Below are 13,266 nucleotides of genomic sequence, written 5' to 3'. Positions count from 1 at the left end.
TCGTCGACAGTTGAAGGGCGAAGCGTGGCAAATAGGCCGAAGAGGTTGGGAATATGCTTGCTTGCGGGATTCACACTCGCTGTCTTGCTCCAGTGCAAAACCCAATCAGCTTCTGCACGCGAGATTGACACTCGCGCCCGCTCGGAACGTTTCATTCCCCAGAAACGGGAGGTCCACAAGCGCGCCGCCGCTGCGAACGCGCTTGTTTCCAGTGAGGCGGCGCCCATTGAATCCAAATCGGCGCCGCAGTCGACTCGAAAGCCGGGATCGGGATCAGCAAAGGGCCCGTACTACGTTGATTTCAGAGCCAGGACGGCGGCGAGCTGGGGACACGCTTTCGTCTGGTTTGGGAAGACAAGCGAGCGAGCAGTTGAAGTCGCAGGCCTTACCCCTGCGGGAGACAACGCAGCTTATGTCCTTGGTCATTTGATGTGGGTGCCGTCCGAGACCACGGCAAGCTATGGCGATCTTGATCCGCAGTACCTGACCGCTAGTTATCGCGTTTACTTGAATGAGCCGGACGCAAAAAGGGTTTTCGCCTACATCAAGAAATTGCAGGCGAGTTCACCGGTCTGGAACGCCGAAACAACCAATTGCACTGCGTTCATCGGTGACATCGCGGAATTCATGGGATTGAAAGTTCCTCACCGCTGGCAGCGCCCTGAGGAGTACGTCAACAATCTCAAGGCGATGAATAGCGGGCGCCAGATAATCCGCCTGTCCGAGCGCTAAACTAGACAGCCTCAGCCCGGTACAGCGTATCGATGGTCACGACACCGATCGCGCGTGACACGCACGGGCAGATCTTGCGGTTGTCCTGCTTCTGCTGATCGCTGAAGAACACGTCGCGGTGGTCGATCTCGCCCTCGACGGCCACGACATCCACGGCGCAGACGCCGCACTCCCCGCGCTGGCAGTCCGATATCACCTCGAAGCCGGCGCCGTTCAGCGCGTCGAGCATCGAGCTGTTCTGCGGCACCACCAGTTCGGTGTCCGTATCCTTCAGCCGCACCCGGAATTCCGCCGTCGGCATCAAGCCGCTGGAGCCGAAGGTCTCATAGCGGAGATCGGCGGGCGCGCGGCCTAAGTCATTCCAGACACGCCGTGCGGTTTCCAGCATCCGCATCGGCCCGCAGATGACGGCGATGGCGTCGCTCGCCAAGGCGCGGAAGGTGGCCTCGAGATCGAGCCGCGCGCCTTCATCGGAGGCGTAGACGTTCAGCCGGTCGCCGAGCAGCGTCGTCAGTTCGTCCAAGAAGGCCGCGTCGCCGCGCGATTTCACGGCATAATGCAGCGGGGCGTCGATATGCCTGCGGCGGAGTGCGGCTGCGATGCCTGTCATCGGCGTGATGCCGATGCCGCCGGCGATCAGGCAATAATTTCGCCGCGTCCAGTCGATCTCCAGTAGCGAGCTTGGGTTGCAGATTTCGATCCGCGCGCCAGTTCGCAAATTCCACATGCCGCGCGAGCCGCCGCGGCTATCCGGCGCCAGCCGCACCGCGATGCGATAAGTGCCGGCGTCACTGTTCTCCACCAGCGAATAGGAGCGCCGCGCCGGCTGTCCGTCGATCAGCACGGAGACGCCGATATGGCTGCCTGCCGGGTAGGGGGCTAGTCGGCCGCTTTCAGGACGCAGGCGGAACTCGCGGATCGTCGGCGTCACGTCGCGGATCGATTCGACGGTGCACCAGCTCCATTGCTCGGCAAAACGCATGGGCTATCTCTATTCGACTGGCGATTTCAAAAGGGCGAGCGCGGGCAGCAAATCGAGATGCGCGCGGTTCCGGATCGCGAGCCGCAGGTTGCGCGCGGCGAGGCGGGAATGTTCGCGCATCACGGCTTCGGCCCGCGCGCCCTCGCGGTTCTCGATCGCATCGACCACCACGCGGTGATGATCCTGCCCGATCAGCAGGATCTGGTGCGCTTCCGGCAGCGCCGACTGCGCCATCACGAACGCGCTTGGCGAAGCGAACGGCAGCGCCGAGACGCGGTCGATCTCCCGGATCAGCGGCGCGCTGGCGGACAATTCGTTCAGCAGCGCGTGAAACCGCGCGTTCATCGTCACATAGGCGGAAAAGGCTTCGACCGAAATCGGGTCCTGCCGAACCAGTTGGTCGAGATCGGCAAGGCACTCCTTGAGCGGCTCAAGGCTACGCGCGCTGACGCCGCGCTCGGCCGCAAAGCGCGCGGCGAGGCCCTCCAGCGTGCCGCGCAGCTCGATCGAATCCAGAATGTCGCGCTCGGTGAACGCTTTCACCATGAAGCCGCCGGACGGGATCGCCTGCAGCAGGCCTTCATCCTCCAGCCGGACCAGCGCCAGCCGCACCGGGGTCCGCGAAACGCCGGTGATGTCGACCGCCTGCAATTCGGAGATGCGTTCGCCCGGGCGCAGCCGCCCGGACAGGATCATGTCGCGCAGCGCGAGCTGCGCCCGCACGGTCTGCGACACGGAACGTTCGGCGTCGCGCTCGCTCATTTCCTCACTCCGCAGCTTGCATGGCCTGCGGTGCGCTCTCGCGCGCCACCATCCGGTCGATCACGCGCCGCGCCCACATCGCCCCCGCATCGATGTTGAGGTTGTAGAAGGTGCGGTCCGGATTCTCGTCCATCGCGCGCTGCTGCGCTTCGAGGATGATTTCATCCTCGTGGAAGATGTTCGACACGCCTTCGCGAATTTCGGTGGTCAGTTTCTGTTCGGTCGTCCGGTAATTGCGGACGAAGGCCCAGAAATAATGACAGGTGGTGTCGGTCTCCGGCGTCATGGTGTTGAGCACAAAGCCGTTGACGCCCTGCGAGCGGTCGCCTTCCGGCGCGCCGGTGCCGGCGGGCGCCACGCCGACGTCGATGTTGACGGTGCCGGGCGCCTGGAAATGGATGATCTGCCAGCGGTCGACCGGGCCCGGCTTCTGCAACTGCGCGGCCCAGAACGGCGGCGCGTCGATGCCCTTCATCCAGCGCGTCACGGTGACCGTCTTGTCGCCATGGGTGACGTCGAACGGGGCTTCGGCCACGTGATCATTGCCGATGCTGGAGCCATGCACGAAGGTTTCGTGGGTCAGGTCCATCAGATTATCGACGACGAGGCGGTAATCGCATTTGACGTGAATGGTCTTGCCGTCGCCCGCCCAAGCGGGGTCGTCGTTCCAGTGCATGTCGGGCACCAGCGCGGGATCGGCCAGCGCCGGATCGCCCATCCACAGCCAGATGAAACGATGGCGCTCAACCACGGGATAGGAACGCACGCAGGCGGACGGGTTGATGGTCTCCTGCGAGGGCATGTAGGTGCAGCGGCCCTGCGCATTGAATTTCAGCCCGTGATAGCCGCAGACGACGGTATCGCCGTCGAGCCGTCCCTTCGAGAGCGGCACCAGGCGGTGCCAGCAGGCGTCCTCCAGCGCGCAGACCCGCCCGTTGGACTGGCGGTACATCACGACATGCTTGCCGCAGATCGTGCGCGGAAACAGTGCATGCTTGATGTCGACGTCCCAGGCAGCGGCGTACCAGGCATTGAGGGGGAATGAGGGCGGCATGGCTGCACTCCTTCGTCTTGGGTGCAGTCTGTATACAATGATCGCGATCGTTTGGCAAATAATACCGAAGTTGAAGTATCAAAATACCTTTACAGTATACATGAGTTTTGTGAGTTGGTTCATTTCATTCATCCCGGTTAGGCGCCACGCTTGATAGGTCAAGCGCGCAAGTCCGCAGGGAGATCAACAATCACGACAACAGGAGGCGCGATGTCATCTCAAGTATCGGCCCTCAGGCTTTTCGATTTGATCCAGTCGCAACGTGTTACGGCGGTGATCTATGTCGCGGCCAGACTCGGGCTCGCCGAGTTGTTGAGCTACGGACCGCAGACGGTCGGCAAGCTCGCCAAGGCAACCGCGGCGGATGAGCGTTCGCTCGGACGCCTGCTTACCGCGCTTTCCACCATCGGCATCTGTTCGCGCAGCGGCGAAGATCGCTATGCGTTGACGGATATGGGTGCCTGCCTCGATAGCTCCGCGAAACATTCGGTCAAGGGCTGGGCAATCCTTGAGACCGAACTGATTTCAAAATCCTGGAGCGGAATGCTTGAATCCATCATGACCGGCAAGACCGCAGCGCAACTGCAAGGCGTCGATGACAGCTTCGAGCTGATGGGCCGGACGCCTGAGATTGTGGACAAGTTCAATGTGGCGATGGTGGAGCTTACCCGTCTTGTCACACCGAATGTCCTTCAGTCCTATGACTTCAGCGGGATACGCCACCTGATGGACGTCGGCGGCGGATCCGGCGAATTGCTCGGCGTTATCGCGCAGCAAAACAGCAAACTGCGCGGAACTGTTTTCGATCTTCCGAGATGTGCCGAGGCCGCGAGCAAGCATCTCAGACAGATCGGTGTCGATGACCGCGTGGAATTTGTGGCCGGCGATTTCTTCAAGACCGTGCCGGCGATCGCTGATGCGATCATCCTCAAGAGCATCATTCACGACTGGGATAATGCGCGCAGTGTCACGATCCTGCAAAACTGTCGCAAGGCGCTCCCGGGCGAAGGCAAACTGCTTCTGGTGGAACGGCTGATGCCGGAGAGGCCATCCATGGCGGACGAGGACAGAGAGCAGGCGCTGAGCGATCTGAACATGCTTCGCGGGCCCGGAGGACTTGAGCGCACCGAGCGACAGTACCGCGAATTGCTCGACCAGAGCGGCTTCGATCTAGTCACGAGTTATCCGGCCGGCCGCTTCAATCTGATTGAGGCGCGTCCTGCCTGAAGACGCCGGGTGAGGGGATGCAGCCTTCACCCGGTGACCGGCTTCAGCCGTAAACGAACGCCTTGTCCTTCAGATCGATGGCCGGACATTCGTCCTTTTCCGCCCAGTAGTCCTGATTGTGCTGCCATTCCGGCTTGTCGCCGCGCTTGGGCGGAAATAGCCGAACACCCAAACGAGGTTCGGCACGCCGGTGAACATCATGCCGCGATAGGTCACGGTATCGGCGAAGTCGAGCGGCTTGCCATCGATGATGATGTCGGCCTCGAGCAACAGGCACGGTGAGGTCCAAAGGCGCGTAACGCAACGCAAATTTGACGCCCATTTTGCTAGGTGATGGCGATCGTCGCTAGGTTGCAAGTCTGGAATGCCTTGCGGTAGGATTGTCCAAGAGTCTGAACTTTGAAGGTTCATATGCTGATAAGTGACATGCTAATTGCGATGAGGATTTTTGAGCGCGTTTTTGTCCTATCAATTGCTGCGACTGCCATATGGCTGGGCTTTTTGCTGCTGCGAAGGAGGGCGGGCGAGATCTCAAAGAACAAGACAGCAAAGTTAAGCGTTGGGCCGCTGGGGACATTTGAATTTTCTGGATTCGGCCCCGGGGCGCTTTGCTTACTATTGGGAATCGGGCTTGGAGCATTGTCAATGTTTAATGCTATCGAGATCGACAGCGACGGCAAGATCAAGCGTTTTTTCAACGCCGGGGCGCGGGTTGGGATCGACAATAAGCAAAATGAATATTCGTTTCTTGTCGCGTCAAGGACCTACTCCAACTCGTGCAAGTCCTCGACCAACCCAAAAGAAATGAAGGAATGTTTTGGGATTTCTGAGTTTCGCGAGGAACTTTTGAAACAGAAGTATCAGCCTGAAATCGCGAGGTATTCCGCGCTTAAGGCAAAATTTCCTGCCCTTACGAAAGCTGAATTAGAGGAATATATGACGTGGGCTCAAGTCTTCGAGTAGTAGCTTTCTCGGTACTTCTCATTTTTTGCTCTTCCTCCTCCCGATCTCAGGAGGACGATCGGAGCGAATCGTTTGTTGTGTTTCGAAAGGATGAAAATGATTTCGCGCAATCGTGGATGGAGTCACTGTTCAGCTACTACAAAAACTATATCGCGCGATACGACTCTTATCGTACAGCAGTCGAATTGACGGAAGTTAAAGTCGATTTCACATCGGACTACAGTGTCTATTCGACGAAAGAGAATGGAAAATACGTAATAAGAGTCTCTACCGGGCTCTATAGATTGATGATGAACCTGTCGATTGTTCGGCTGAGCGAGTTAGATATTAAAATTAAGACCGCTCAGTGCATTCGTGGCTATTTTGCAGATTCGTCAAAATTTCTAAGACCTGTTCCCGGACTCCCGCCAAATGCGCTGATGCCTCGAATAGACAAATATCTTACAGCTACTTGTCCCGAAATAGCTCAAGCTCTTCGACCCGTTGGCAGCGGACCCTTCGAGCCTCTCGGAGAAGAAATGGCACCTTGGGTCGGGTTCATTTTGCTCCACGAAATCGGCCACATCGTACTAGGACACTTTGAAAAGAGGTTTGACCCGCAGCAGGAGCTTGACGCTGATGCGTTTGCTACCATCCATTCGATGCATACCCAGAAGCAGGATTACAACAAGGTTTTGGGCCGACAGCTATTATATTTCACGTTGGTTCCTTCATCGGCTCACTCGCTAAATCGTGGTGGCGCGGATTCCATTTCGTCTGGACAACGGTTTGCGCAAACGATGCAGTCGTGCATCGACTATACGGTTTGGATAAAGGACGAAGCTCTCGGGCTTAAGATCAAAAAGAGCTTTACTGAAGCTTTCAGGCATTTTGAACAAATGGGCTTGATTACTCTTCCCCGGCCCAAATAGCTTGAGGTACGTGTTGTCAACACGCGCAGCGGACTGGACAGGCCAGTTCTTGCCGTGCCAACACCTACTTCCATGCGACCAATAGCCTCGCAGTCCCGCTCGGGACGCTGATCGTGGCGGTATCGAGCCACGGTTATCGGTAAACGAACGCCTTGTCCTTGAGGTCGATCGCCGGGAATTCGTCCTTCTCGGCCCAGTAGTCCTGGTTGTGCTGCCATTCCGGCTTGTCGCCGCGCTTGGGCAGCAAGTGCATGCCGCGCATCATGTAGCCGGGATTGAAGTTTTCCGGATCGATCCACGGCAGTAGCGGCATGTTGTGGTCTTCGGGACGAAGCTGCGGCGTTACCTTTTTCGCTCCGGTCTCTTTCATGTGCGTGAGCAGCCGGCAGACGAAGTCGGCAACGAGGTCGACGCGCAGGGTCCAGCTCGCGCGGAAATAACCGAACACCCAGACGAGGTTCGGTACGCCGGTGAACATCATGCCGCGATAGGTCACGGTATCGGCGAAGTCGAGCGGCTTGCCATCGATGGCAAACTCGATGTCGCCGGTGGCGCAGAGATTGAAGCCGGTCGCGGTGATGATGATGTCGGCCTCCAGCTCCTTGCCGGATTTCAGCAGGATTCCCTTCTCTGTGAAGCTCTCGATCTCGTCGGTGACGACGGAAGCCTTGCCGGACTTGATGCCCTGGAACAGGTCTCCATCAGGAATGAAGGCGATGCGCTGCCGCCACGGCCGGTATTTTGGCGTGAAGTGGGTCGCGATGTCGTAGTCCTTGCCGAGATAGGCTTCGACCGCCGACAACAAATCCTTCTTAGCCGCTTCCGGCTCATTGAACGTCTTGAGGGTGAAGGCGTCCTGGTCGAACAGGATTTTCCGTCGTGTGATTTCGTGAATCCAGGTCTCGTCGACCTGCAGTTTCCGCAGCTCCTCGGCGATTTCGATCGCGTTGCGCCCGGTGCGAAAATACGTGGGCGAACGCTGCAGCATGGTGACGTGCGCGCAATCGGGAGCCAGCGCCGGGATCAGCGTCGCTGCGGTAGCGCCCGAGCCGATCACGACGACGCGCTTGTTCTTGTAGTCGAGGTCGTCAGGCCATTTCTGTGGATGGACGATCGGGCCCTTGAACTTGGCCATGTCCTTCCACCCCGGCGTATAGCCCTCGGTGTGACGATAATAGCCCTGGCACATCCAGAAGAAATTGGTGGTGAAGCGCAGCCTCTCGCCGGTGTCGGTGCGCGTGGCTTCGATGGTCCAGAGGTTTTCCTCGCTCGACCATTTGGCCGAGGTGATGGTGTGCCGGTAGCGGATGTGACGGGCGAGATCGTTTTCCTCGATCACCTCGCCCATGTATTTCAGGATTTCCGCAGCGCTTGCGATCGGTGCTGTTGTCCATGGCTTGAAGCGGTAGCCGAAGGTATGCAGGTCGCTGTCGGAGCGGATGCCGGGATAGCGGTGGGTGGTCCAGGTGCCGCCGAAGGTCTTTTGCGCTTCGAGCGCCACGAACGTCGTTCCCGGGCATTGCGTGGTGAGGTGATAGGCGGCGCCCACGCCGGAGATGCCGGTACCGGCGATCAGGACGTCGAAATGCTCCGTCGTGCGGGGCGACGTTGCGTCGATCTGGCTTTGAACGTTCATCTTCCCTGTTCTTTTTTGTTGGTCGTGTTCTGAAAAGCAAAACGCCAGAACCTCAGGTTCTGGCGTCGCAGTCGTCAGCGAATTACACTTCGCGTCGGCTGAGGAACGCCAGCCGCTCGAACAGGTGCACGTCCTGTTCGTTCTTCAAGAGCGCGCCGTGCAGCGGCGGGATCAGCTTGCGCGGATCGCGCTCCCGCAGCATCTCCGGGGTGATGTCCTCGTTCAGCAAGAGCTTGAGCCAGTCGAGCAGCTCCGAGGTCGAGGGCTTCTTCTTCAGGCCCGGCACCTCGCGCACCTCGAAGAAGATGCGCAAGGCTTCCTCCACCAGGCGCTTCTTGATGCCGGGGAAGTGCACGTCGACGATCCGGCCCATGGTGTCGGCGTCCGGAAACTTGATGTAGTGGAAGAAGCAGCGGCGCAGGAACGCGTCCGGCAGTTCCTTTTCGTTGTTCGAGGTGATCATCACGATCGGGCGCAGGCTCGCCTTGATGTTCTCGCCGGTCTCGTAGACGAAGAACTCCATGCGATCGAGTTCGAGCAGGAGGTCATTCGGGAACTCGATGTCGGCCTTGTCGATCTCGTCGATCAAAAGCACCGGGCGCTTGTCGTGGGTGAACGCTTCCCACAATTTGCCGCGCTTGATGTAGTTGGAGATGTCGGAAACCCTGCTATCGCCGAGTTGGCTGTCGCGCAGCCGCGACACCGCGTCGTATTCGTAAAGGCCCTGCTGCGCCTTGGTGGTCGACTTGATGTGCCAGGTCAGAAGCGGCGCGCCGAGCGCCTTGGCGACTTCTTCCGCCAGCACGGTCTTGCCGGTGCCGGGCTCGCCCTTGATCAGCAGCGGGCGCTCGAGCACGATCGAGGCGTTGACGGCGACCTTGAGGTCGTCGGTGGCGACATAGTCCTTGGTGCCGGTAAATTTCATCTATCCGTTTGCCTTGTGGTTCGTTCGTCAGCCGCTCGCGGCCTGAACAGTAAACGACCGCCGGTCCGGCGGTCGCGATTGGAGTTGCTGCGGCTTCGTCAGCGTCTGATCAGTGACAGGATCACCAGGATGATCACCGCGCCGATCGTGGCGTTGACGATATCGCGGATCCAGCCTGCGCCGAGGCTGACGCCGAGCTGCGGCAACAACCAGCTCGCCAGCAGCGCGCCGATGATGCCGATCACGATATTGCCGATCAGCCCGAAGCCTGCGCCGCGCACGATCAACCCGGCAAGCCAGCCCGCAATACCGCCAATGACCAGCGCCGCTACGATTCCCATTGAATTTCCCCTGCCGGAATAAGCCTTTTACAGGTCAATTGTAATTGAAAAACCCACCCGGTCTAGGCCTGACAGCCATGCGCCGGCCTTTGAGAGGCTCTGGCCCTTGACGTGTGCCGCCCGGCGGGCAATCTGTAACCTATGTTTCTGCAATTCTTCACATCGTTGCGCGACGCGCAGGTCCCGGTGACGCTGCGCGAATATCTGACGCTGATGGAGGCGCTCGACGCCGACCTTGCCGATCAGACGGTGGAGAATTTCTACTATCTCTCCCGCGTCGCTTTGGTGAAGGACGAGCGCAACCTCGACAAGTTCGACCGCGTCTTCGGCACCGTGTTCAAAGGGCTGGAAAGCCTGCTGGACGCCATGGAGAAGGCGGACATTCCCGCCGAATGGTTGAAGAAGCTCGCGGAAAAATACCTCACCGAGGAAGAGAAGAAGCAGATCGAGGCGATGGGCTGGGACAAGCTCATGGAGACGCTTCGCCAGCGCCTGAAGGAACAGCAGGGCCGCCATCAGGGCGGCAACAAGTGGATCGGCACCGCCGGCACCTCGCCGTTCGGCGCCCATGGCTACAATCCCGAAGGCGTCAGAATCGGGCAGGAGAAGAACCGCAACAACCGCGCCGTGAAGGTGTGGGACAAGCGCGAGTTCAAAGACCTCGACGGCAATGTCGAGCTCGGCATCCGCAACATCAAGATCGCGCTGCGCCGTCTGCGCAAATTCGCCCGTACCGGCGCGCCCGACGAACTCGATTTGGATACCACGATCAGGGAGACCGCCAACCACGGCTATCTCGACGTGCACATGCGCCCCGAGCGGCGCAACGCGGTGAAGGTTTTGGTGTTCTTCGACATCGGCGGCTCGATGGATTCCCATATCGAGCAGGTCGAGGAGTTGTTCTCGGCCGCGAAATCCGAGTTCAAGCACATGGAATATTTTTACTTCCACAACTGCCTCTATGAAGGCGTGTGGAAGCAGAACAAGCGTCGCTTCACCGACCGCACGCCGACCTGGGACGTGCTGCACAAATATCCGCACGACTACAAGGTGGTGTTCGTCGGCGACGCCTCGATGTCACCGTATGAGATCATGGTGCCGGGCGGCTCGGTCGAGCATGTGAACGAGGAAGCCGGGGCGGTCTGGCTGGAGCGCATCACGCGCACCTATCCGCATACGGTGTGGCTCAATCCGGTGGCGCAGAAACACTGGGACTATTCGGAATCCACCACCATCATCCGCCGGCTGCTTTCGGATCGGATGTATCCGATCACGATCGAAGGCTTAGAGGCCGCGATGAAGGAATTGGTGCGGTAACGGCTTTCGCGCCCCGGCTCTGCAGCGCGCCAGCGGTGCGCTGCAGAGCCGGGGCCCATCGGTTGGCCGCGATGTAGGTCCCGGCTCTGCGTCGCGTCACTCCGTGCCGCGCCGCGTCCGGGACACGCGAGGGCAGGCACAAGCATAAAGAGGTGACAAATGCCCCAGACCATTCACCGCGGTATCAAATCCCTGATCGACGAAGCCAATGCCGAGATCGAGACTGTCAGCGCCACTGAGGCCATCAAGGCGGCGCAGGATCCCAACGTCGTGATCGTCGATATCCGCGATCCCCGCGAGATCGAACGCGAAGGCAAGATTCCCGGCGCGTTCTCCTGCACCCGCGGCATGCTGGAATTCTGGATCGATCCGCAAAGCCCCTATGCCAAGCCGATCTTCCAGGAGGACAAGAAGTTCATCTTCCATTGCGCCGGCGGCATGCGCTCGGCGCTCGCGGCCAAGACCGCGCAGGACATGGGCCTGAAGCCGGTTGCGCATATGGGTGGCGGCTTCGCCGCCTGGCGCGACGCTGGCGGTCCGGTCGAGAAATGGGAGCCGAAGAAGAAATAGGGCAGCTCGTCACACGCGGGCTTGACCCCGCGTGTCCACCCTGAAGTGAATCGTTCCGAAGAACGATGGATTGCCGGGTCAAGCCCGGCAATGACGATCTCAGCAAATGCCGGAGACTTCAATTCCATGCCCACCACCACTGACCCGCTCGTCTCCACCGAATGGCTCGCCGCGCACCTGAACGATCCCAACGTCAAAATCGTCGACGCCACGTTCAAGATGCCGGGCGTGATGCCGTTGCCGAAAGACGACTATCTCGCCGCGCATATTCCGGGCGCGGTGTTCTTTGACGTCGATGCGGTGTCCGACCATTCCAATCCGCTGCCGCACATGTTTCCTCCCGCCGAGCAATTCGGTCGTGACGTCGGCGCGCTTGGGATCGGCAATGACGACACCGTCGTGGTCTATGATTCCGGCGGCTGGGTCGCTGCACCCCGGGTGTGGTGGATGTTTCTGTCGTTCGGCAAGGACGTGCGCGTGCTCGATGGCGGCCTGAAGAAGTGGGTCGCGGAAGGCCGCAAGGTCGAGAGCGGGCAGGTGACGCCGAAGCCTTCGACGTTCAAGGCGACGTTCGATGCGCGGCGCACGCGCAGCATGCAGCAATTGGTCGAAAACCTCGCGACCCGCGCCGAGCAGGTGATCGATGCGCGCGCCAATGAACGCTATCAGGGCAAGGTTGCCGAGCCGCGGCCAGGACTTCGCTCCGGGCACATCCCGGGTAGCCTCAGCCTGCCCTACAACAATTTGTTCGATGCCGCGACCGGGACGATGAAGCCGCTCGATGAGTTGCGGGCGGCGTTCTCAGGCGCCGGCGTGAAGCTCGATGTACCGATCGTGACGAGCTGCGGATCCGGCGTCAGCGCCGCCGTGCTGACGCTGGCGCTTTATCGTCTCGGCGTCGAGAACCCGGCGCTGTATGACGGCTCGTGGACGGAGTGGGGCGCAACCGACGGTCCCCCGGTTGCGACCGGCCCGGCCTGATCCTCAAATTTTGGACGCTACCTCGTCGCGCTCGTCATCGGGAGCGGAAAGAACGGATTGGGTTGCTGCTGCTGCAGAGTCAGCGCTGCCTCACGTGCCAGACGTGCGCGGCGCGCCGCCGCAATTCGCCGCTTTTCCCGGGCCCGCTGTGCAGCCTGCTTCTTGATTGCGCTGCGATCCGGCTTCGCTTCCGTGGCCGATGTCTTTTCATCGATGAGGACGGCTGGACCGCCGAGCGTCGCGATCCGGGTCGCAGCGAGGCTGCCTTCAGGTGAAGCTGCCTCCGTCGCCGGCTCGGCCGGGGACGACGGGGTCGCCACGGCTGAAGGTCCGGGCGTCTCCAGGATGGCGGCGAGCTTCAGTTCCGTATTGGTAGCGGGAGCTTCGGCTGCGGGAGCCGGAGCGGGCGGGGTCTCCGCGCTTGCCTCTCGCGCGAGAGGTTCCGGCCTGGCGGCATCCTTTGCAACTTCCTTGGCGACTTCGACTTGCATCGGTTCTGCCGGCTTCAGCACTGCCAGTTTCTGGGGCTCAGCCGGACTGGCGTCCGCAGTCGGCGGTGCCGGGGTGTCCGCGGTTGCTTCCGGAGCGGTGGCGGCCGGAACACTCTCCGTGGGGTTCTGCACGACTGGCGTGTCGATGCGCAGCAGCGCCAGCGTCGGCGGCTGCTCGTCAATCTGGCGGGCGAACATTGGCTCGGGCGCCGCCCGTCGCGAGGGAAGATTGGCAAATTCCTCATGCGCGGCCCGCAACAGGGCGGCAGCGCCAAGACCAAAAACCAGGATCGACATCGACAGCACGATAGCGATGAACAAGAAACGAAAGCCGGGAAGCATGGACCAGGGTTCCACCCTCCTTGATCTCTGAA

The 13,266-nt window shown here is 60.3% G+C and carries 14 protein-coding genes and 1 pseudogene; 7 read left to right on the top strand and 8 right to left on the bottom strand.

The features are described 5' to 3' along the window. Positions 1 to 24: 24 nt before the first annotated feature. The gene (locus V1273_RS27825; protein WP_334411546.1) at positions 25 to 732 is read left to right on the top strand and encodes a hypothetical protein; all 708 of its coding nucleotides are present in this window, start codon (positions 25 to 27) and stop codon (positions 730 to 732) included. Between the two features lies 1 nt (position 733). Here the strand turns inward: V1273_RS27825 and V1273_RS27820 are convergent, their stop codons facing one another. The 3 genes from V1273_RS27820 to V1273_RS27810 are packed head-to-tail and all read right to left on the bottom strand — an operon-like array spanning position 734 to position 3,530. After that, positions 734 to 1,714 (bottom strand): PDR/VanB family oxidoreductase, encoded by a 981-nt coding sequence (locus V1273_RS27820; RefSeq protein WP_334411545.1) that lies wholly within the window; start codon positions 1,712 to 1,714, stop codon positions 734 to 736. 9 nt (positions 1,715 to 1,723) lie between these two features. Continuing rightward, on the bottom strand, positions 1,724 to 2,476 hold the full coding sequence (locus V1273_RS27815; RefSeq protein ID WP_334411544.1) for a GntR family transcriptional regulator: 753 nt from the start codon (positions 2,474 to 2,476) through the stop codon (positions 1,724 to 1,726). Positions 2,477 to 2,480: 4 nt separating this feature from the next. Next, complete coding sequence (locus V1273_RS27810; RefSeq protein WP_334411542.1) at positions 2,481 to 3,530, bottom strand: aromatic ring-hydroxylating dioxygenase subunit alpha; 1,050 nt, start codon at positions 3,528 to 3,530, stop codon at positions 2,481 to 2,483. Between the two features lie 150 nt (positions 3,531 to 3,680). On the opposite strand from V1273_RS27810, the gene V1273_RS27805 reads away from it, so the two are divergent. Next, positions 3,681 to 4,757 (top strand): methyltransferase, encoded by a 1,077-nt coding sequence (locus V1273_RS27805; RefSeq protein ID WP_334411540.1) that lies wholly within the window; start codon positions 3,681 to 3,683, stop codon positions 4,755 to 4,757. Positions 4,758 to 4,800: 43 nt separating this feature from the next. Here the strand turns inward: V1273_RS27805 and V1273_RS27800 are convergent. Next, positions 4,801 to 5,027: pseudogene (locus tag V1273_RS27800) on the bottom strand (FAD-containing monooxygenase EthA); the annotation flags it as partial. A 141-nt stretch (positions 5,028 to 5,168) separates the two neighbouring features. Between V1273_RS27800 and V1273_RS27795 the strand changes: the two are divergent. Together V1273_RS27795 and V1273_RS27790 are read left to right on the top strand one after the other, a co-directional pair. Next, positions 5,169 to 5,720 carry a hypothetical protein gene (locus V1273_RS27795; protein WP_334411539.1) on the top strand — a complete coding sequence of 184 codons (552 nt, stop codon included), beginning with the start codon at positions 5,169 to 5,171 and terminating at the stop codon, positions 5,718 to 5,720. Positions 5,721 to 5,836: 116 nt separating this feature from the next. After that, on the top strand, positions 5,837 to 6,631 hold the full coding sequence (locus V1273_RS27790; RefSeq protein WP_334411538.1) for a hypothetical protein: 795 nt from the start codon (positions 5,837 to 5,839) through the stop codon (positions 6,629 to 6,631). Between the two features lie 133 nt (positions 6,632 to 6,764). Here V1273_RS27790 and V1273_RS27785 read toward each other — a convergent pair whose 3' ends face one another. The 3 genes from V1273_RS27785 to V1273_RS27775 all read right to left on the bottom strand — a co-directional run bounded on the left by V1273_RS27785 (position 6,765) and on the right by V1273_RS27775 (position 9,533). Then, positions 6,765 to 8,267, bottom strand: a complete 1,503-nt coding sequence (locus tag V1273_RS27785) for a flavin-containing monooxygenase (RefSeq protein WP_334411537.1) — start codon at positions 8,265 to 8,267, stop codon at positions 6,765 to 6,767. An 82-nt stretch (positions 8,268 to 8,349) separates the two neighbouring features. Beyond that, a complete protein-coding gene (locus V1273_RS27780) occupies positions 8,350 to 9,192 on the bottom strand; it encodes an AAA family ATPase (RefSeq protein WP_057850028.1) in 843 nt (280 codons plus the stop codon). A 98-nt stretch (positions 9,193 to 9,290) separates the two neighbouring features. After that, positions 9,291 to 9,533: a GlsB/YeaQ/YmgE family stress response membrane protein gene (locus tag V1273_RS27775; RefSeq protein WP_028347039.1), complete on the bottom strand. Its 243-nt coding sequence runs from the start codon at positions 9,531 to 9,533 to the stop codon at positions 9,291 to 9,293. A gap of 141 nt (positions 9,534 to 9,674) precedes the next feature. Here V1273_RS27775 and V1273_RS27770 point away from each other — a divergent pair, with 141 nt between their 5' ends. The 3 genes from V1273_RS27770 to sseA all read left to right on the top strand — a co-directional run bounded on the left by V1273_RS27770 (position 9,675) and on the right by sseA (position 12,401). Further along, positions 9,675 to 10,850: a vWA domain-containing protein gene (locus V1273_RS27770; protein WP_334411536.1), complete on the top strand. Its 1,176-nt coding sequence runs from the start codon at positions 9,675 to 9,677 to the stop codon at positions 10,848 to 10,850. A gap of 159 nt (positions 10,851 to 11,009) precedes the next feature. Then, positions 11,010 to 11,420, top strand: coding sequence for a rhodanese-like domain-containing protein (locus tag V1273_RS27765; RefSeq protein ID WP_334364530.1), 411 nt, complete (start codon positions 11,010 to 11,012; stop codon positions 11,418 to 11,420). A gap of 126 nt (positions 11,421 to 11,546) precedes the next feature. Continuing rightward, positions 11,547 to 12,401: a 3-mercaptopyruvate sulfurtransferase gene (gene sseA / locus V1273_RS27760; protein WP_334411535.1), complete on the top strand. Its 855-nt coding sequence runs from the start codon at positions 11,547 to 11,549 to the stop codon at positions 12,399 to 12,401. Positions 12,402 to 12,418: 17 nt separating this feature from the next. Here sseA and V1273_RS27755 read toward each other — a convergent pair whose 3' ends face one another. Next, on the bottom strand, positions 12,419 to 13,234 hold the full coding sequence (locus V1273_RS27755) for a hypothetical protein (protein WP_334411534.1): 816 nt from the start codon (positions 13,232 to 13,234) through the stop codon (positions 12,419 to 12,421). Positions 13,235 to 13,266 lie beyond the last annotated feature (32 nt).

The sequence above is a fragment of the Bradyrhizobium sp. AZCC 1721 genome (assembly GCF_036924715.1).
Lineage (GTDB): Bacteria > Pseudomonadota > Alphaproteobacteria > Rhizobiales > Xanthobacteraceae > Bradyrhizobium.
The sequence above is the reverse complement of the archived record's forward strand: the minus strand, read 5'-3'. Positions and strand labels throughout refer to the sequence as shown.

What these genes read in the sequence shown, in the direction of transcription:
- V1273_RS27755 (WP_334411534.1), bottom strand. Translation starts at nt 13,234, where the DNA reads ATGCTTCCCGGCTTTCGTTTCTTGTTCATCGCTATCGTGCTGTCGATG.
- V1273_RS27770 (WP_334411536.1), top strand. Translation starts at nt 9,675, where the DNA reads ATGTTTCTGCAATTCTTCACATCGTTGCGCGACGCGCAGGTCCCGGTG.
- V1273_RS27815 (WP_334411544.1), bottom strand. Translation starts at nt 2,476, where the DNA reads ATGAGCGAGCGCGACGCCGAACGTTCCGTGTCGCAGACCGTGCGGGCG.
- V1273_RS27820 (WP_334411545.1), bottom strand. Translation starts at nt 1,714, where the DNA reads ATGCGTTTTGCCGAGCAATGGAGCTGGTGCACCGTCGAATCGATCCGC.
- V1273_RS27785 (WP_334411537.1), bottom strand. Translation starts at nt 8,267, where the DNA reads ATGAACGTTCAAAGCCAGATCGACGCAACGTCGCCCCGCACGACGGAG.
- V1273_RS27810 (WP_334411542.1), bottom strand. Translation starts at nt 3,530, where the DNA reads ATGCCGCCCTCATTCCCCCTCAATGCCTGGTACGCCGCTGCCTGGGAC.
- V1273_RS27790 (WP_334411538.1), top strand. Translation starts at nt 5,837, where the DNA reads ATGGAGTCACTGTTCAGCTACTACAAAAACTATATCGCGCGATACGAC.
- sseA (WP_334411535.1), top strand. Translation starts at nt 11,547, where the DNA reads ATGCCCACCACCACTGACCCGCTCGTCTCCACCGAATGGCTCGCCGCG.
- V1273_RS27780 (WP_057850028.1), bottom strand. Translation starts at nt 9,192, where the DNA reads ATGAAATTTACCGGCACCAAGGACTATGTCGCCACCGACGACCTCAAG.
- V1273_RS27765 (WP_334364530.1), top strand. Translation starts at nt 11,010, where the DNA reads ATGCCCCAGACCATTCACCGCGGTATCAAATCCCTGATCGACGAAGCC.
- V1273_RS27795 (WP_334411539.1), top strand. Translation starts at nt 5,169, where the DNA reads ATGCTGATAAGTGACATGCTAATTGCGATGAGGATTTTTGAGCGCGTT.
- V1273_RS27775 (WP_028347039.1), bottom strand. Translation starts at nt 9,533, where the DNA reads ATGGGAATCGTAGCGGCGCTGGTCATTGGCGGTATTGCGGGCTGGCTT.